At 69.0% G+C, this 18,711-nt stretch carries 12 protein-coding genes and 1 pseudogene; 7 read left to right on the forward strand and 6 right to left on the reverse strand.

The window, feature by feature from the left end; translation table 11 throughout:
* Nucleotides 1-5: 5 nt before the first annotated feature.
* The 3 genes and pseudogenes from KY572_RS38145 to KY572_RS38160 all read right to left on the reverse strand — a co-directional run bounded on the left by KY572_RS38145 (nt 6) and on the right by KY572_RS38160 (nt 8,524).
* Nucleotides 6-5,893 (reverse strand): annotated as a pseudogene (locus tag KY572_RS38145) (HAMP domain-containing protein).
* A gap of 242 nt (nt 5,894-6,135) precedes the next feature.
* Complete coding sequence (locus tag KY572_RS38155; protein ID WP_224248642.1) at nt 6,136-6,954, reverse strand: hypothetical protein; 819 nt, start codon at nt 6,952-6,954, stop codon at nt 6,136-6,138.
* Between the two features lie 85 nt (nt 6,955-7,039).
* The gene (locus KY572_RS38160; protein ID WP_224248643.1) at nt 7,040-8,524 is read right to left on the reverse strand and encodes an ATPase domain-containing protein; all 1,485 of its coding nucleotides are present in this window, start codon (nt 8,522-8,524) and stop codon (nt 7,040-7,042) included.
* Nucleotides 8,525-8,600: 76 nt separating this feature from the next.
* Here KY572_RS38160 and KY572_RS38165 point away from each other — a divergent pair, with 76 nt between their 5' ends.
* Complete coding sequence (locus tag KY572_RS38165; protein ID WP_224248644.1) at nt 8,601-9,944, forward strand: short-chain fatty acid transporter; 1,344 nt, start codon at nt 8,601-8,603, stop codon at nt 9,942-9,944.
* Here the strand turns inward: KY572_RS38165 and KY572_RS38170 are convergent.
* A complete protein-coding gene (locus tag KY572_RS38170; protein WP_224248645.1) occupies nt 9,902-10,135 on the reverse strand; it encodes a hypothetical protein in 234 nt (77 codons plus the stop codon). The two genes, KY572_RS38165 and KY572_RS38170, sit on opposite strands and share 43 nt — an antisense overlap.
* A 152-nt stretch (nt 10,136-10,287) precedes the next feature.
* Entirely contained in the window at nt 10,288-10,959 is a 672-nt protein-coding gene (locus KY572_RS38175) for a CHAP domain-containing protein (protein WP_224248646.1), read from the reverse strand.
* Nucleotides 10,960-11,129: 170 nt separating this feature from the next.
* On the opposite strand from KY572_RS38175, the gene KY572_RS38180 reads away from it, so the two are divergent.
* The 3 genes from KY572_RS38180 to KY572_RS38190 all read left to right on the forward strand — a co-directional run bounded on the left by KY572_RS38180 (nt 11,130) and on the right by KY572_RS38190 (nt 16,182).
* Nucleotides 11,130-11,642, forward strand: a complete 513-nt coding sequence (locus KY572_RS38180; protein ID WP_224248647.1) for a hypothetical protein — start codon at nt 11,130-11,132, stop codon at nt 11,640-11,642.
* Nucleotides 11,643-11,949: 307 nt separating this feature from the next.
* A complete protein-coding gene (locus KY572_RS38185) occupies nt 11,950-13,335 on the forward strand; it encodes a hypothetical protein (RefSeq protein ID WP_224248648.1) in 1,386 nt (461 codons plus the stop codon).
* A 309-nt stretch (nt 13,336-13,644) separates the two neighbouring features.
* The gene (locus tag KY572_RS38190) at nt 13,645-16,182 is read left to right on the forward strand and encodes a sodium-translocating pyrophosphatase (protein ID WP_224248649.1); all 2,538 of its coding nucleotides are present in this window, start codon (nt 13,645-13,647) and stop codon (nt 16,180-16,182) included.
* Here KY572_RS38190 and KY572_RS38195 read toward each other — a convergent pair.
* A complete protein-coding gene (locus KY572_RS38195; RefSeq protein ID WP_224248650.1) occupies nt 16,179-16,454 on the reverse strand; it encodes a hypothetical protein in 276 nt (91 codons plus the stop codon). The genes KY572_RS38190 and KY572_RS38195 overlap by 4 nt on opposite strands.
* Before the next feature lie 130 nt (nt 16,455-16,584).
* Between KY572_RS38195 and KY572_RS38200 the strand changes: the two genes are divergently transcribed.
* From KY572_RS38200 to KY572_RS38210, 3 genes are all read left to right on the forward strand, one after another.
* Nucleotides 16,585-16,788 (forward strand): cold-shock protein, encoded by a 204-nt coding sequence (locus tag KY572_RS38200; RefSeq protein WP_224248651.1) that lies wholly within the window; start codon nt 16,585-16,587, stop codon nt 16,786-16,788.
* A 361-nt stretch (nt 16,789-17,149) separates the two neighbouring features.
* Nucleotides 17,150-17,956: an SPFH domain-containing protein gene (locus KY572_RS38205; protein ID WP_224248652.1), complete on the forward strand. Its 807-nt coding sequence runs from the start codon at nt 17,150-17,152 to the stop codon at nt 17,954-17,956.
* 63 nt (nt 17,957-18,019) lie between these two features.
* The gene (locus tag KY572_RS38210; protein WP_224248653.1) at nt 18,020-18,586 is read left to right on the forward strand and encodes an endonuclease dU; all 567 of its coding nucleotides are present in this window, start codon (nt 18,020-18,022) and stop codon (nt 18,584-18,586) included.
* The last annotated feature ends 125 nt before the right edge of the window (nt 18,587-18,711 follow it).

Here is an 18,711-nt window from a genome sequence, read left to right on the forward strand (position 1 = left end):
CGACGTCACTCGGAGACCTCGGTGCGCGGAGTGCGGGCCGCCCCGCCGCGCGGCGCGTGCAGCCAGACGCGCAGCAGGCTGAGCAGCTTGTCGATGTCCACCGGCTTGGTGATGTAGTCGGAGGCGCCGGCCTCCAGGCACTTCTCCCGGTCGCCCTTCATCGCCTTGGCGGTGAGCGCGAGGATGGGCAGGTGGGCCAACCGCTCCATGCCGCGGATGGCGCGCATGGCCTGGTAGCCGTCCATCTCCGGCATCATCACGTCCATGAGCACCAGCTCCACCTCTGGGTCACGCTCCAGCAGGGAGATGCCGTCCTTGGCGCTCTCGGCGAAGACGACCTTCATGCCGTAGCGCTCCAGCACGGTGTTGAGGGCGAAGATGTTGCGCACGTCGTCGTCCACCACCAGCACCTTGCGGCCCACCAGGAGCGGATCCATGTGGCGCGCCTTCTCCAGCATGCGGCGCTTGGGCTCGGGCATCTGGGCGGGGGCGCGGTGGAGAAAGAGGCTGGTCTCCTCCAGCAGGCGCTCGGGGCTCTGGGCGTCCTTGATGACGATGGCCTCGGCCACCCGCCGCAGCTCCGTCTCCTGGGCGCGCGACAGCTCGCGGCCCGTGTAGACGATGACGGGCGGCGTGCCGGCGCCATGCTCGGAGTGCAGCTTGCGCAAGAGCTCCGCGCCGGGCATGTCCGGCAGGCCCAGGTCCAGCACCACGCAGTCGAAGCGTCGGCTGGAGATGGCGCTGACGGCGTCCGCCGCGGTGCCCACGGCGACGGTGTGCACGTCGTCGCTGCCCAGCAGCTCCACCAGCGTGCGGCGGTGGACCTCGTCATCCTCCACGATGAGGAGGCTGCGGCCCTTGCGGTCCACGAAGTCGCGCAGGTCCTTGAGCGCGTTCGCGGCGGCCTCGGGGTCCGCGGCGGCCCTCAGGTGGCCGAGCGCGCCCAGGTTGAGCGAGCGCTCGCGGTAGTCACCCTCGGAGAGCGTGTAGACGGGTAGCGCGCGGGTGGCGGCGTCGTGCTTGAGCCGGTCCAGCACCACCCAGCCCGCCATGTCCGGCAGGTCCAGGTCCACGGCCACGGCCACCGGCCGGGCGTTGCGCGCCGTCTCCAGCGCCGCCTCGGCCTCGGTGGAGATGACCATCTTGAAGCCCACGCCCTGCGCCGCCGAGCGCAGCCGGGCCGCGTGGTCCGGCGCGGTCGTCACGGCCAGCAGCACCGGATCTCCCGGGAGGATGGAGGCGCTGTCGTCCTCGATCTCCACCCGCTTGACGACCGGCACGGGCAGCTCCGTCGGGACGGGGACGGGGACGGGGACGGGGGCGGGGGCGGGAATGGCGAGGGCCCCGGGAATGAGGGCGGGCACCGGCAGGGCCTGGACCCCGGAGATGACCTTGTCCACCACGCTGCCCGAGTCCACGGGGCGCGGGGCCACGTAGTTGAGCGGCAGGTAGAGGGTGAAGGTGCTGCCCTTGCCGACCTCGCTCTCCAGGCGGATCTCACCGCCCAGGAGCCGGGCGATCTCGCGCGAGATGGAGAGGCCCAGGCCCGTGCCGCCGTACTTGCGCGCGGTGGAGCCGTCCGCCTGCTGGAACGCCTCGAAGATGATCTGGTGCTTGTCCTTGGGGATGCCGATGCCCGTGTCCCTGACCGCGAAGGCCACCACGGTGGGGGCGGTGCGCAGGATGGGGTGGTCCGCCGAGAAGCCGGAGCGGGCGGCCTGGATGCTGAGGGTGACCTGACCGGACTCGGTGAACTTGAAGGCGTTGGACAGCAGGTTCTTGAGCACCTGCTGCAGGCGCTTGGCGTCCGTCTGCGACTCCAGCGGCAGCTCGGGGGCCACGGCGATGTTGAAGTCCAGCCCCTTCTTGTCCGCCACCTGGCGGAAGGTGCGCTCGACGAACTCGCGCAGGTCGCTGAAGCGCAGCGCGCCCACGTCCACCGTCATGGTGCCGGACTCGATCTTCGACAGGTCGAGGATGTCGTTGATGAGCTCCAGCAGGTCCGCGCCGGAGGCATGAATCGTCTTGGCGAACTCCACCTGGCGGGCGGAGAGGTTGCCCTCGGTGTTGTCGCTGAGCGTCTGGCTGAGGATGAGCAGCGAGTTGAGCGGAGTGCGCAGCTCGTGGCTCATGTTGGCGAGGAACTCGCTCTTGTACTTGGAGGTGAGCGAGAGCTGCTCGGCCTTCTCCTCGAGGGCGCGCTTGGCCTGCTCCACTTCCAGGTTCTTGTGCTCCACCTCGTTCTTCTGCTCGGAGAGCAGCTTGGCCTTCTCCTGCAGCTCCTCGTTGGTGCGGCGCAGCTCCTCCTGCTGCCGCTTGAGGAGCTCCTCGGACTGCTGGAGCGAGGTGGCCTGCTGCTCCAGGCGCTTGTTCGTCTCGGTGAGCTCTTCCTGCTGCTTGCGGAGCTCCTCGGTGAGGGCCTGGGACTGCTTGAGCAGCGCCTCGGTGCGCATGTTCGCGGCGATCGTGTTGAGCACGATGCCGATGGACTCGGTGAGCTGCTCGAGGAAGCCCAGGTGCACGTCGCTGAACTTGTGGAAGCTGGCCAGCTCGATGACGGCCTTGATCTCACCCTCGAAGAGCACCGGCAGCACGACGATGTTGCGCGGCACCTCCTCGCCCAGGCCGGAGTTGATGCGGATATAGGTGTCCGGGATGTCGGACAGGAGGATGGGCTCCTTCTCCAGGGCGCACTGGCCGACCAGCCCCTCGCCCAGCTTGAAGACGTTGGAGAGGCCCTTGCGCTCGCGGTAGGCGTACGAGGCGAGCAGCTTGAGGACCTGCTCTCCGTCCATGCGCTCGGAGATGTAGAAGACGCCGTGCTGGGCATCCACCAGCGGCGCCAGCTCCGAGAGGATGACCTTGGACACGGTGAGCAGATCGCGCTGTCCCTGGAGGACGCGGGTGAACTTGGCCAGGTTCGTCTTGAGCCAGTCCTGCTCGGTGTTCTTGCGCGTGGTGTCCTTCAGGTTCCGGATCATCTCGTTGATGTTGTCCTTGAGGGCAGCCACTTCGCCCTGGGCGGACACGGTGATGAACCGGGTGAGGTCACCCTTGGTGACGGCGGTGGCGACCTCGGCGATGGCGCGCACCTGGGTGGTGAGGTTGGCGGCGAGCTGGTTCACGTTGTCGGTGAGGTCGCGCCAGATGCCGGCGGTGCCGGGCACTCGGGCCTGACCGCCCAGCTTTCCTTCGATACCCACCTCGCGGGCCACCGTGGTCACCTGGTCGGCGAACACGGCGAGGGTGTCGATCATGCCGTTGATGGTGTCGGCCAGCTCGGCGATCTCGCCCTTGGCGTCCACGACGAGCTTGCGCTTCAGGTCGCCGTTGGCCACCGCGGTCACCACCTTGGCGATGCCGCGCACCTGGGTGGTGAGGTTGGTGGCCATGGAGTTCACGTTGTCCGTGAGGTCCTTCCACGTGCCGGCCACGCCCTTCACGACGGCCTGCCCGCCCAGCTTTCCTTCGGTGCCCACCTCGCGGGCCACGCGCGTCACTTCCGAGGCGAACGAGGACAGCTGGTCCACCATCGTGTTGATGGTGTTCTTCAGCTCCAGAATCTCGCCCTGCACGTCCACGGTGATCTTCTTGGACAGGTCACCGTTGGCCACCGCCGTCGTCACCTCGGCGATGTTTCGCACCTGGGCGGTCAGGTTGGAGGCCATGGAGTTCACGTTGTCCGTGAGGTCCTTCCACGTACCGGCCACACCTTTCACGAAGGCCTGGCCACCCAGCTTTCCTTCCGTCCCCACCTCGCGCGCCACGCGCGTCACTTCCGAGGCGAACGAGGAGAGCTGGTCCACCATCGTGTTGATGGTGTTCTTCAGCTCCAGAATCTCACCGCGCACGTCCACGGTGATCTTCTTGGACAGGTCACCGTTGGCCACCGCCGTCGTCACCTCGGCGATGTTTCGCACCTGAGCGGTCAGGTTGCTGGCCATCGAGTTCACGTTGTCGGTGAGGTCCTTCCACGTACCACCGACGCCCTTCACGACGGCCTGCCCGCCCAGCTTTCCTTCCGTCCCCACTTCGCGCGCCACGCGCGTCACTTCCGAGGCGAACGAGGAGAGCTGGTCCACCATCGTGTTGATGGTGTTCTTCAGCTCGAGAATCTCACCGTCACCTCGGCGATGTTTCGCACCTGAGCGGTCAGGTTGCTGGCCATCGAGTTCACGTTGTCGGTGAGGTCCTTCCAGGTACCACCGACACCCTTCACGACGGCCTGGCCACCCAGCTTTCCTTCCGTCCCCACCTCGCGCGCCACGCGCGTCACTTCCGAGGCGAACGAGCGGAGCTGATCCACCATCGTGTTGATGGTGTTCTTCAGCTCCAGAATCTCGCCGCGCACGTCCACGGTGATCTTCTTGGAGAGGTCACCGTTGGCCACCGCCGTCGTCACCTCGGCGATGTTTCGCACCTGGGCGGTCAAGTTGCTGGCCATCGAGTTCACGTTGTCGGTGAGGTCCTTCCACGTACCACCGACGCCCTTCACGACGGCCTGGCCACCCAGCTTTCCTTCGGTGCCCACTTCGCGCGCCACACGGGTCACTTCCGAAGCGAACGAGGACAGCTGGTCCACCATCGTGTTGATGGTGTTCTTCAGCTCCAGGATCTCGCCCTGCACATCCACGGTGATCTTCTTGGACAGGTCACCGTTGGCCACCGCCGTGGTCACCTCGGCGATGTTTCGCACCTGAGCGGTCAGGTTGCTGGCCATGGAGTTCACGTTGTCGGTGAGGTCCTTCCACGTACCGGCCACGCCCTTCACGACGGCCTGGCCGCCCAGCTTTCCTTCCGTCCCCACCTCACGAGCGACGCGCGTCACTTCCGAGGCGAAGGACGACAGCTGGTCCACCATCGTGTTGATGGTGTTCTTCAGCTCCAGAATCTCGCCGCGCACGTCCACGGTGATCTTCTTGGACAGGTCACCGTTGGCCACCGCCGTCGTCACCTCGGCGATGTTTCGCACCTGAGCGGTCAGGTTGCTGGCCATCGAGTTCACGTTGTCGGTGAGGTCCTTCCAGGTACCACCGACACCCTTCACGACGGCCTGCCCGCCCAGCTTTCCTTCCGTGCCCACTTCGCGCGCCACACGCGTCACTTCCGAGGCGAACGAGGAGAGCTGATCCACCATCGTGTTGATGGTGTTCTTCAGCTCCAGAATCTCACCGCGCACGTCCACGGTGATCTTCTTGGACAGGTCGCCACGGGCCACGGCCGTGGTCACTTCCGCGATGTTGCGCACCTGAGACGTCAGGTTCGACGCCATCGAGTTCACGTTGTCCGTGAGGTCCTTCCACGTACCGGCCACGCCCTTCACCTTGGCCTGACCGCCCAGCTTTCCTTCCGTACCCACCTCGCGCGCCACGCGCGTCACTTCCGAGGCGAACGAGCCGAGCTGCTCCACCATGCCGTTCACCAGCCGGGCGGTGCGGAGGAACTCGCCCTTGAGCGGACGGCCGTCCACCTCGAGCGCCATCGTCTGCGACAGGTCGCCCTTGGCCACCGCGCCGATCACGCGGCCCATCTCGGACGTCGGCTGGATGAGGTCCGCCACCAGCATGTTGACGGACTCGACGCAGTCGGCCCACGAGCCCACCGAGCCGGCCAGCGTCGCGCGCTGGGTGATGCGGCCCTCCTTACCGACCATCGTCCCGATGCGCTCGAACTCCTTCGCCATGCGCTCGTTGAGATCGATGATGTCGTTGAGGATGTCGGCCACCTTGCCCGCGATGCCGACGGTGTCCACCGGCATGCGCACGGTGAAGTCCCCGCGCTGGACGGCGGAGAGGATTCGAAGCAGCTGGCGTGCATCCAGCGTGTCGGAGGCGACCTCCACGTCCTTCGGCGGGGAGGGCTTCCGAGGTACAGACGTCTTCTGCGTGCGCATTCGAGCCCCTGGCTGGCCCACGGCGGTCAAGGCAGTCCCTTGCCGTGGACTGGGAATACTGAGCGGGGGCAAGTTCTCTTTGATTACGCGGTTTTGCGCCAGTCCCCGGGCCACGCTCGGCCGGTGGGGAGGGGAGTGATCCCGGGTTCCAGAGTCGGGTATCGGACGTTTCCGTCGGCCCACCGTACCTTGAGTGAAATGCGCCACCCGGGCACGCTGGTCCGCTGGCCCGACAGGCGGGCTCAGTTGCGCATGCGCGGCTGGGGAGCGAGCACGCGGACCGCCATCTGCTCGGAGCCGGCGACGACGGTGCTGAGCGCCTCGCGGCGGCCCGGATCCAGGCGCGCGACGGCCCGCAGGGTGGCCACCAGCACCAGCGCCTCCACGGGCGAGGGCATGGTGAGCCCCGAGGGCCCCGTCTTGAGCGGCAGCGGCAGCCGAGGCGCGCGGCTCGCGGCGGCGAGCGCATCGATGGCGTAGCTGGGGCGCGTGTCCAGCGTGACGGCGATGGCCGGCAATTGGGTGGCGGCGTCACCCTGGCCACGCCCCTGCAGATCCATCAGCACCTTGAGCGCGCCGGACTGCTCGTAGAGGGCGAGCCCCTCGCCGCCGTTCTCCCCTCCGAAGATGCTGCCCTCGTAGTTGCGCGTGAGCGGCCCGGTGACGGCGACGTGGAAGGGCTGGCTGTCGTCCCAGTGGGACCAGGGGCGGGCCTCCCAGAACTCGGTGCCGGCCTGGACGAAGAGCAGCGCCTTGTCCGCTCCCAGCCCGGCCACCCCTCGCTGCTCCCACGCCATGAAGGTGGCGATGGCCGCGCGCGCCGAGAGCACCTCCTGCGGAGGCGGCTCCACCCGCAGGCCCAGGGCCTCGGCGACGGCGGCCAGGGCGGGCTCGCAGCTCACGCTGGCGGGCTCCACTCCCTCGATGAGCGCCTGCACGCCGGCCAGGTCGTCCCGGTCGAAGACGGGCGGCGAGAACTCGCCCGTGGGCGTCACCCGCAGATACACGTTGGTGCTGTCCTGGGTCAGCTGCACGGGGCCGAGCTTGAGCAGGTGGAACATGACTCCGGGCTATCGCGCCTGGGGCCGCCTGTCGAGCACCTCCGAGCCGAGACGCGAAGGCCTCGACAGCTCGGCGCCTCGGGGCTCACCCATGACGCGAGGAGCCGCCCGAGGAGTGGGCCACGCCGGTGAGCACTCCCTCGCCCCCCTGGAACGGGCCGTCGACGACGATTCCCGTCTGGGAGGAGATGGTGAACTCGCGCAGTGTCGTGTCGTACTCGGTGTCCCGCAGCTTGAGGATGGACACCAGCCGGTGCAGCCGGGACTTCAGCTCCACGTGGCGCAGGAAGATGAGGTTCTCGGCCACCGCGGAGATGCCGCTGCCCACCGGCACGGGCAGCTCCGGGCCGAAGATCTGCGACGTCTCCAGCGCGAAGGCGGTGGTGGCGCCCAGGCAGCGCAGCTCGTGGGTGAGGCCCGCGAAGAAGAGGCTCAGGCGCGCCGGCTCGGTGGTGGCGTCGAAGAAGGCACTCAGCCCGTCCACGAACACCCGCCGCGCGCCCTGCGCCCTCACCGCGCTCAGCAGCCGCGCGGCCAGCATGTCCAGCACGTACTCCCCCGGCGGCTGCCAGTGGAGCGCCAGCCGGTGCGTCTCCGCCGCGGCATGCAGCGCGATGCCCACCTTGGCGACCTTGTTCAGCAGCCGGTCCGGCGGCTCGTAGAAGCCGAAGTAGAGGCAGGGCTCGCCCAGGCGAAGCCCCTCGCCCAGCAGGGACATGCCCAGCAGCGTCTTGCCGCTGCCGGTGGGCCCCAGCAGCAGCGTGGTGGAGCCCGCCGCCAGCCCCTCGGGGAAGAGAGCATCCAGCGAGGCGATGCCGAAGTGGACGCGGTGGGCGCCTGGGTCCACCGGCTGCTGGCGGTGGCTGCGGGACTCGAGCCGGGGGAAGAGCTCCAGGCCCGCGTCGGAGATGCGGAAGAAGTGGCACCCGGGCAGGCTCTCGCCGCCGCGGAACTTGCGCACCCTCAGCTCGCGCTGCGCGCGCACGCCATACGTGCGCTCGTGCAGCTCGAGGATGCCGTCCACCATGGCCTGCTCGGGCGAGGCCTGGGCCTCGGCGGCCGTGGTGGAGAGCAGCAGCGCGGTGAAGCGCGACAGGTGGGCGGACACCTGCAGCTCGTGAAGGAACTTCTTGAACTCGCGCGGGCTGGCGGCCTGCTCGCGCGCCTGGGCCAGCCCGTCGATGACGAGCAGCCCCGCCTCGCGCTGGCGCATCTCGCGGCGCAGCAGCTCCTGCAGCCCGGCCAGCCCCTGGCTCTCCAGCACCTGGAAGGCGCTCACGTAGTAGACGGAGTCCGACACGGTGCGAGCGTCGAAGAAGCGCATGGGCTTGAGGTGCTCGAACATGCGCGCGTGGGGCTCGGCCAGCAGCGTGACGTAGAGCGAGCGCACGCCCTGGCGCGCCTGGTGGAAGCACAGCTGGTTGGCCAGCAGCGTCTTGCCCGCGCCCGGGTCTCCCGCGACCAGGTAGATGCCGGCGCGCAGCAGGCCGCCTCCCAGCACCTCGTCCAGGCCTGGAACGCCGCTGGAGAGCCGTCCGGAAGAGAGGGGCGCGTTCTCGGAAGGGGACATCCCGTGTCTCTTACCGTAAAACCGCCCCTCCGACGCTGTCTGCAAGGCCAACACCTTTGTTGACTGGAGCCCAGCCGTGGAGACCCTCGTCCGAATCGCGGAAGGACTCGGCCGCTTCTCGGCGCGCTTCGTGCCCAGCGCGTTCGCCATCGCGGTCCTCCTGAGCCTGCTGACGATGGGGCTGGCCCTGGGCTGGGTCGGCGCGGCGCCGGACCAGGTGGTGGGGGCGTGGGGCGGCGGCTTCTGGGAGCTGCTCACCTTCTCCATGCAGATGGCGCTGGTGATGTTCACCGGCTACCTGCTGGCGCTCACCGCGCCGGTGCGGGCGCTGCTGGAGCGGCTGGCGGGGCTGGCGCGCGGCCCTCGGGGGGCGGTGGCGCTGATGGCCATCGTCTCCATGGGGCTGGCCTACATCAACTGGGGCCTGTCCCTGGTGGCCAGCGCCATGCTGGTGCGGATGATGGCGCGGCGGCGGCCGGACGTGGACTACCGGCTGCTGGTGGCGTGCGCCTACTTCGGGCTGGGCGCCACCTGGCACGCGGGGCTGTCCGCCTCGGCGCCGCTGCTGGTGGCCACCCCCGGGCACTTCCTGGAGAAGCAGCTGGGCGTCATCCCCATCGACCGGACGCTCTTCTCGGCCTTCAACGTGGGGCTCACGCTGGCGGTGGTGGCGGGGCTGACGCTGCTGGCCTGGGCGCTGCACCCCAAGCCCGAGCACACGGTGAGGGTGGATCCGGCCGTGCTGGAGAAGCTGGGGGACTTCGTGCCGCCCGAGCGCCCGGCCGAGCGCAGCCCGGCGGTGTGGCTGGACCATGCGTGGCTGCTCAACGTCCTCTTCGGCGTGCTGGGGCTGGTGTGGTTCGCGCGCCACCTGGCGCTCGGCGGCGGCTGGAGGGCCATCAACCTCAACGTGGTGAACTTCCTGTTCCTCACGCTGGCGGTGCTGCTGCACGGCACTCCGGCGCGGCTGCTCAAGGCCAGCGAGGAGGCCGGCGGCGTGCTGCACGGCATCGTGCTGCAGTTCCCGCTGTACGCGGGCATCTACGGCATCTTCAAGGCCACGGGGCTGACGGACCGCATCGGCGAGCTATTCGTGTCGCTCTCCACGCGCGAGACGTTCCCGGCCATCGTCTACCTCTATAGCGGCGTGGTGAACTACTTCGTGCCGTCGGGCGGCTCGAAGTGGGCCATCGAGGCGCCCTACCTGCTGAACGCGGCCAGCTCGCTGGGCGTGGAGCCAGAGAAGGTGGTGCTGGCGTACGCGTGGGGAGACATGGCCACCGACCTCATCCAACCCTTCTGGGCCCTGCCGCTGCTCGCGGTAGCGCGGCTGGAGTTCAAGGACATCCTCGGCTTCCTGCTGCTGGCCTTCCTGCTCTACCTGCCGTTCGTCACCCTGGCGTTCCTCCTGTTCTCCTGAGCCGACTCTTCGGACTCCTCGCGGCGGGCCACCGAGCGCCCGGCGCGCTGGGACTGGTAGGCCATCTGGAGGGCGCGCGGCTCCTTCGGTCGGGGCGTCTGCTCCGGCGTTCCCCGGCCCACCGGCATCATCACCCACGCCACGGCCAGGACGCACAGGGCTCGGTTCACGGAGACAACGGGACAACTCATGGGCACCTCATCCGCTCGTCATGCCAGCCAGGGCTGACACCCCGAGCCGCATGCGCACTTGAGCCACAAACCCGCTCCGTTGCGATTGAGGTAAACCCGAATCCGGCCACTCGGCGGATGCTGATCGGAACACCGGGTGGAAGGCGCCGTGCCTACCGGCGCGGGGGCGCACGCCGGGCGCGGATCCAGGGCTCCGGCGAGGCGAACCCGGCGAAGAGCTCTCCCGTCACGTACGCGCGCTGCTTGCGCGAGGCCGCTCGCAGGTAGTCGTTCACCACGGCGCCGCCGCGCTTCTGGCGGTGCACGGTGGGGTGCTTCAGGTTCATGCGCGTGCGGGCCACGCCCTTGCTCCCGCGGTGCACGAGGATGATCTGCCCGTCGGGCTCCACGCGCTCCACGATGCCTACGTGCGTGAGCCCGTCGTTGCGGCGCCCGTCCCGGTTCCTGTCATACGTCTCGCGGAAGAAGGCGATGTCTCCAGGCCTGGGGCGCTCGCGCCGCACCGCGCCCAGGCGGCGAGCGCGCTGGTAGAGGTATGTCACGGCATTGTCACCGCGGCGGCCCCCGCCCCCCTCCATGAGCTCGATGCCCGCCTTCTCGTAGGCCAGGCGCACCAGCCCCGAGCAGTCATCCGGCACCGAGGCATCCACCGAGCGCAGCGAGCGCACGCCGACAAGCTGCGTGGCCCGGGCGGCGATCTGCCTGCCCGCCGGGCTGGCGGGGCGACTGGCGGCGCGGGCCCGGCCACTGGAGGCCTGGGCCCGCGCGGTACCGCTGGTGAGGACTCCAAACGCTGCGAGCACCACGAGGAGCGATCGGATCATGTTCGGGCGGACGCACCCGTCCGGCGCGTATTCAGAAGCGGCACCACCACACTGGAGGCAATAGACCCACCTCTGCCCTCCTCCACGCGGGTTTTCCCCGAGGGGTTTCGTGCTAGACGCTGCCCCCGAGCCGGCATCCGTCCGGCTCTCAACGGAGGGGACTCTTTCAAATGAAGAAGATGCTGACTCGGAGCGTGGTGTTCGCGGCCCTGACGCTGTCGCCGGTGGCCCTGGCGCAGGATGCGGCTGCTCCCGCGGCTCCGACCACGCCGGTGAACAAGCCTGGCGCGGACGCCGTGCGCGACACCTGGAACTACTTCTACAAGGGCCAGGGCCAGGGGCCCATCCTCGTCGAGGCCAAGCTGTGCACCGAGGTGGCCAAGGACGGCCCGAACAAGTTCGAGTGCACCGCCGAGGTGGATCCGACCGCCGGCGTGAAGGCCAACACCACCGTCATGCTGTGGCAGTCCTACCTGGTGCCCTCCGGCGACTCCGTCGAGGACATCATGGTGCAGACCAAGCAGGGCACCACGGTGCGTGAGACGAAGGACGTGAAGGTGAAGGGCGAGGGCTGGCGCGCCCGGCAGTGGACCGGCGTGCGGCTGAACAAGCCGGGCAACTGGACGGTGACCATCATGCGCGGCGAGGAGACGCTCAAGGAGATCCAGATCAAGGTGAACTAGTCCACACCCTGACTGGGAGGGGCGGGCCACGGCCTGCTCCACACGCGCCCGTCGCGGGGATGCTCGCATCCCAGGCGGGCGCGTTCTTTTTTCCCCCTGGCGCCCCCTGTGTCCACGGCTCCCGGAGTTTTTTACGGCCAGCGGCCATGCCCGGAACGCCTTCCGGACACTGCATGCCCGCGTCTTCCCGAGAGACAGGCCCTCTGGCGGGGCTGGCCGCGCCTTTGCACAAGGACTGGGCGCGGTTCGAAGGGCAGGGGTCGGTCGGGTAGGTGGTGGGGGTTGGCGGGCGGAGGCGGTAGGCGGGGTGGCGGCGGGGGGCGGGATGGCGGGGCGGGGCCAGGTGGGCGTGCTGTTCGCGGTGGGGATGTTCCTCGCGGGGTGCGAGGAGCCCGTCGTGGCCGCGCGTGCGCCGGGGCTCGAGGAGGCGGGGCCTGCCGGCGGTGAGGGCGTGGGAGCCATGGAGTGGTCACGAGCGCTGGTGCTGGGGGACAGCCAGGCGATGCGTGCGGCGGTGGCACCCAACGGGGACGTCCTCCTGGTGGCGGCCTATGGGAGACCGATAGACCTCGGGGGAGGGCCCCTGCCCTTCGACCGTGCAGCACGCAGCTCGCATCTGCTGGTGGCGCGCTACTCGAAAGAGGGCACGCTGCGCTGGGCCCGGGGGCTGGTCCCCAGGGGCACGGTGCGCACGCAGGTGGGAGCGGTGGGGATGAGCGCCGAGGGAGAGGTGCTGCTGGGCGGCACCTCCGCGGGCTTCCAGCTGGGCGAGGCCTGGCTGCCGGAGGGCCCGTTCCTGGCGCGGATGACTTCCGAGGGGGCGCTGAGCTGGGTCCACTCCTTTCCGGGAGAGGGCCCGCTCACGGTGGGCGCGGTGGCGGTGGAGCCGACCTCCGGCGACGTGGTGATGGTGGGGGACTTCGCCGGGCACCGGGACTTCGGCACGGGCGAGCTGTCCGTGCCGGGGGATCGGCTGGGGGCCTTCGTGGCGCGCTTCACCGCCCAGGGCGCGCCGAGCTGGAGTCGCGCCTACGGCACGCGCAAGGGGGATGTGTCCGCGCGGGCGCTGGCGGTGGACGCCTTTGGCGAGGTGGTGGTGGCGGGCAGCTACGCGGGCGCGGTGAGCTTCGGTGGCTCCACCTTCGTGACGACGCGGCCGCGCACGCCCTTCGTGCTGAAGCTGTCGCGCGAGGGCGCGCACCGCTGGAGCCGCGAGGTGTCGGGCGCCGACGGCGTGGCCCAGGCGGTGGCGGTGGGCGTGGACCACGTGTTCCTGGCCGGCACCTACACCGGCCGCTTCTTCTTCAGCCAGCAGACCTTCGAGTCGGACTGGCAGGACGGCTTCGTGGCCACGTTCGGCTCACAGGGGGAGGCGCGCTGGGCGCGCTCCTTCGCGGCCTCGGCCACGGCGCTGGCCGCCGATGGCGCCGGCCAGGTGCTGGTGGCGGGCGCCCATGACGGCGGGCTGGATGTAGGCAAGCGGGACTGGAGGGCCGGCCTCTACGTGACGAAGCTGTTGCCCGAGGACGGCAGCTCCGTGTGGGCCCGAGGCTTCGTGGGCACCGGCGCGCTACAGGCCAGTACCGTGGCGGTGGATGCCTCCGGGCACGCGCTGGTGGCCGGCAGCCTTGCGGGCCCGCGCACGCCCGGCTCCAACGCCCGGGACGGCTTCCTGCTGCGGCTCAAGCCCTGAGAGTCCCGGGACTTTCGGGTACCCTTCCGGCCATTCGTTGAGAGGCCAAGCGTCCTCGACGGCCCCCCGGAAGGCCCGGCAGCGCCAAGTGTCGTACAGTTGAATTCGACTTTCACACCTCGCCCATGTTAAGGGGCCGCCGCCTTCTGGGCTCTCCAGGCTCCGAAGGGCGAGGCTGTGCTGAAGCGTCGGCGCGCGGTGTCCCCGCTCGCTGGCGGCCAACCCCTCGACATTCTCCTGTTCATCCCGGCACGCGGCGCCTGCACGGGCCTCGCGCCACAGACGAATCTCTTGAGGAGTTGCATCCCCATGACACCCACCGTTTCACGGATGGACGCCCTGCGGAGGGGCGTCACCGGCACGGTCGCCCGGGTCCTCGGACTCCTGGCCGTCCTTGCTGGTAGCACCGCCCGCGCCAGCGAGGCGGACCTCGTCCTCCCGGACTTCGCTTCCCAGTCGTTCCTCAACGGCTCGCTCAACGGCCACCAGATCCTGCTCGGCGGCATCGTGGTGTGCGTGGTGGGCCTGGTGTTCGGCTTCCTCCAGTATGCCCAGCTCAAGAATCTGCCGGTGCATAAGTCGATGCTGGAGATCTCCGAGCTCATCTACGAGACCTGCAAGACGTACCTCATCACCCAGGGCAAGTTCATCCTGGCGCTGTGGGGCCTGCTGCTGGTGGTGATGGTCGGCTACTTCGGCTTCCTGCAGCACATGCTGAGCGAGGCGCCGCTCAAGCTGTTCGCCATCCTGCTGTTCAGCCTCATCGGCATCGCGGGCAGCTACGGCGTGGCGTGGTTCGGCATCCGGGTGAACACCTTCGCCAACAGCCGCACCGCGTTCGCCTCGCTGCGCGGCAAGCCCTACCCCACCTACGCCATCCCGCTGCAGGCCGGTATGTCCATCGGCATGGTGCTCATCAGCACCGAGCTGCTGCTGATGCTCATCATCCTGCTCTTCATCCCCCCCACCTACGCCGGCCCGTGCTTCATCGGCTTCGCCATCGGCGAGTCGCTGGGCGCCTCGGTGCTGCGCATCGCGGGCGGTATCTTCACGAAGATCGCGGACATCGGCTCGGACCTGATGAAGATCGTCTTCAAGATCAAGGAAGACGACGCGCGCAACCCTGGCGTGATCGCCGACTGCACGGGTGACAACGCGGGCGACAGCGTGGGCCCCTCGGCGGACGGCTTCGAGACCTACGGCGTGACGGGCGTGGCGCTCATCACCTTCATCCTGCTGGCGGTGCCGGATGTGGTGCCGGGCGGAGACAACTTCCGGGTGCAGCTGCTGGTGTGGATCTTCACCATGCGCATCGTCATGGTGCTGGCCAGCCTCCTGTCCTACTTCGTCAACGAGGTCATCCAGGGCGCCAAGTACAAGAACGCGGACAAGATGAACTTCGAGCACCCGCTGACGTTCCTGGTGTGGCTGACGTCGGCGGTGTCCCTGGTGCTCACCTTCGTGGTCAGCAAGCTGCTCATCCCGGACCTGGCGGGCGACACGACGCTGTGGTGGAAGCTGTCGCTCATCATCACCTGCGGCACGCTGGCGGGCGCCATCATCCCCGAGGCCATCAAGGCCTTCACCTCCACCGAGAGCCGCCACGTGCGCGAGGTGGTGACGGCCAGCCGCGAGGGCGGCGCCAGCCTCAACGTCATCTCCGGCCTGGTGGCGGGTAACTTCTCCGCGTACTGGATGGGCATGATCATCGCGGGCCTGATGGCGCTGGCCTTCTGGGTGAGCACCTCCGTGCCGGCGACGCTGATGCTGGCCCCGGCGGTGTTCGCCTTCGGCCTGGTGGCGTTCGGCTTCCTGGGCATGGGCCCGGTGACCATCGCGGTGGACAGCTACGGCCCGGTGACGGACAACGCGCAGAGCGTGTACGAGCTGTCGCTGATCGAGAACGTGCCCAACGTGAAGGAGCAGGTCCAGAAGGACTTCGGTTTCTCGCCGGACTTCGAGAAGGGCAAGGAGTACCTGGAGGAGAACGACGGCGCGGGCAACACGTTCAAGGCCACGGCCAAGCCGGTGCTCATCGGCACGGCGGTGGTGGGCGCCACGACGATGATCTTCTCCATCATCGTGCTGCTGGTGGGCACCGAGACGCGCAACGGCATCATGGCGCTGCAGACGGCGAACCTGGGCTTCCTGTCGCTGCTGCACGCGCCCTTCCTCCTGGGCCTGGTGACGGGTGGCGCGGTCATCTACTGGTTCTCGGGCGCCTCGATGCAGGCGGTGTCCACGGGCGCCTACCGCGCGGTGGAGTTCATCAAGGCCAACATCAAGCTGGAGGGCGTGGAGAAGGCGAGCGTGACGGACTCCAAGCGCGTGGTGGAGATCTGCACCCAGTACGCGCAGAAGGGCATGCTCAACATCTTCCTGGGCGTCTTCTTCAGCACCCTGGCCTTCGCGTGCGCCGAGCCGTACTTCTTCATCGGCTACCTGATCAGCATCGCCATCTTCGGCCTGTACCAGGCGGTGTTCATGGCGAACGCGGGTGGCGCGTGGGACAACGCGAAGAAGCTGGTGGAGACGGAGCTGCGCGCCAAGGGCACGGAGCTGCACGCGGCCACGGTGGTGGGCGACACGGTGGGCGACCCGTTCAAGGACACCTCGTCGGTGGCGCTCAACCCGGTCATCAAGTTCACCACGCTCTTCGGCCTGCTGGCGGTGGAGCTGGCGGTGGAGCTGAACAAGTCCGGCAACGGCACGCTGACCCACGTCCTGGCGGCGGTGTTCTTCGTCCTCTCGCTCTACTTCGTGTACCGCTCGTTCTACGGCATGCGCATCGAGACGCCGATGCGCAGCAGCGCCGAGGGCGCCAACGCGGCCGCGAAGGCGCACTAGCCTTCCTGGCGCTTCGCTGAAGCATTCATGAGCGGCAGGGTGCCCCCGGGTGCCCTGCCGCTCTGCTTTCGCGGGCCCTCAGCGCTCGACTCGGAGATGCCCACGGCGCCGGACAGCTCGCGCGCGGTGAGGCCCTGCTCGGGCGCGGCGGCCAGCGCGGCCTCGAGGGCGGCGCGCACGGTGGTGCCACGGGCCTGGGGAGCCTGCTCCTTCATGCGGCAACGATAGACATCCCAGACGCCCGCGGGTACCGCGCCTGGGGTGAAAGACACCCCGGGTCTGCTCTTGAAAGAAAGTCAGACCCCTCTCGACTTTCCGGGGAAGTCCGACTACGTCTGGCCTTGCTCGGGTCGGGCCGGGCAAGGGCGGGAGAATCCGCCTCGCAACGAAAGAAGAAGGTTCATGGCAACTGGTACTGTGAAGTGGTTCAACGATGCGAAGGGCTTCGGTTTCATCACCCAGGATGGCGGGGGTGAGGACGTGTTCGTCCACCACACCGCGATCAACATGGATGGCTTCCGCACTCTGGCCGAGGGCCAGAGGGTGACCTTCGACGTCACCCGCGGCCCCAAGGGGCTGCAGGCAGCGAACGTCCGCGCGGGCTGATCAGCACCCCAGGTGATGTTCCCGGAGCCCGGCCTCCTCATGGGGGTCGGGCTTCCGCTTTTGCGGGCCCTGGAGTGCCTGACTGTCACGGAGGAGCGACTGGCGTCAGGCCCCGGCGCGCGCGTCCGTCGCCGATCCTCGGAGCTCGTGGCTGTCAGTCCGAGAGGACATCGTCCCATCGGGTCCTGCATCGCGGAGCTCCACTCCAGGTACCCAGACATGGGCGGGGTTCAAATCCCCATGGGGGGCCTCGGAGGATCAGCGCTCTCGGGCGCACCGAGGGGCAGGCCATGCGGGTGAAGAGCCCCCGCCGACTCCAAGGGATCCTCCGAGGTCTTCCTTCTCCAGAAAGGATGCGCGCATGACGGATCTCCTCCTCGCGATGGTGCTGATGCTCGGGGCGCTGCTGCTCTTCCTGATCGCGGTGCGCAAGACGGTGGTCCCCGAGGGCTACGCGGGCTTGCTCTACAAGCAGGGACGCTACGCACGAACGCTGGGAGCAGGTCCGCATCGACTCTGGCGCTGGAGCCGACGCGTGGAGCTGGTCGATCTGCGGCTGCGCACGCTCACCGTTCCCGGCCAGGAGGTGCTGTGCCGAGACCAGGTGGCGCTGAAGACGAGCGTCGCGGTGCGCTACGCGGTGGCGGCGCCGGACGTGGCGCTCCACCGGGTGCAGAGCTACACGGACCACCTCTACCTCGCGGTGCAGCTGGCCCTGCGGGCGGAGGCGGGGCAGCACCCGCTGGAGGAGCTCATCACGGGGCAGGTGTCGCTGGCCGAGAGGCTGCGCACGCGGGTGGCCGAGCAGGCCCGGGCCTTCGGGCTCGCGGTGGAGGCGGCGGAGCTCAAGGACGTGATGCTGCCGGCGGACCTGCGGCGCGCCTTCGCCGAGTCGCTCAAGGCTCGCAAGGAGGCGCAGGCGGCGCTGGAGAAGGTGCGTGGAGAGACGGCGGCTCTGCGCAACCTGGCCAACGCGGCGCGGATGGTGGAGCAGAGCCCCGTGCTGCTGCAGCTGCGCACGCTCCAGACGCTGGCCAGCGCGAGCAGCCATTCGGGCAACACCTTCGTGGTGGGTATGAACCCCGAGCTGGTCCTGAACAGCCGCCGCCAGGGGAACACCGGCTCCTCCTCGGAGCCTGCCGCCGAGGGCGAGCCGACGGCGGAGTAGCTCCGCGGCTCCTCGCTCGCGTTTCCCTTCCCTCTGGCTCGACAAGAGCACAGGCTGCTCTCCATGCGTCTGCCCCGCCTGCCCCGCGTCATCGGCTTCGACGATGGCCCCTTCCAGCGTCGCCCCGGCGCCGCCGTGCCGGTGGTGGGCGTGGTGTGCAGCGGGACGCGCTTCGAGGGGCTCGTCTGGGGGCGAGTGCGCAAGGACGGGTGGACCGCGACACAGGAGGTGTGTCGGCTGCTGGAGGGCGGCAAGTTCCTCCCGCAGCTGCACCTGGTGCTGCTGGATGGCATCGCCTTCGGGGGGTTCAACGTGGTGGACCTGCCCGCGCTGGCGGCCCGCCTGAAGCTCCCGTGTGTGGCGGTGATGCGACGGATGCCGGACCTGGACGCGGTGGAGCGGGCCCTCCGGCGGCTGCCACGTCCGGAGCAGCGGCTGGCGCTCATCAAGCGGGCCGGGCCCATCCATCAGCACGGAGGCTTCACGTTCCAGGTGCAGGGCGCGGAGCCCGCCGAGGTGGCCGACGCCCTCGCCCGTGTCACCGACCGGGGCCTCGTCCCGGAGCCGCTGCGGCTGGCGCACCTCATCGGCTCGGCGGTCGTCACCGGTGAGAGCAGCCACCGGGCCTGAGCCGGAATGACTGCGCCCGGGAGGAGGGGGGCTGCCGCCGAACTCGGACCAACTGGTATGACAAGCAGACCGTCGAAATACGGCGTGAGGACCCGGGCGAGACAGTGGCACGCCAATCCCCTGCG

Source organism: Hyalangium gracile (genome assembly GCF_020103725.1).
Lineage (GTDB): Bacteria > Myxococcota > Myxococcia > Myxococcales > Myxococcaceae > Hyalangium > Hyalangium gracile.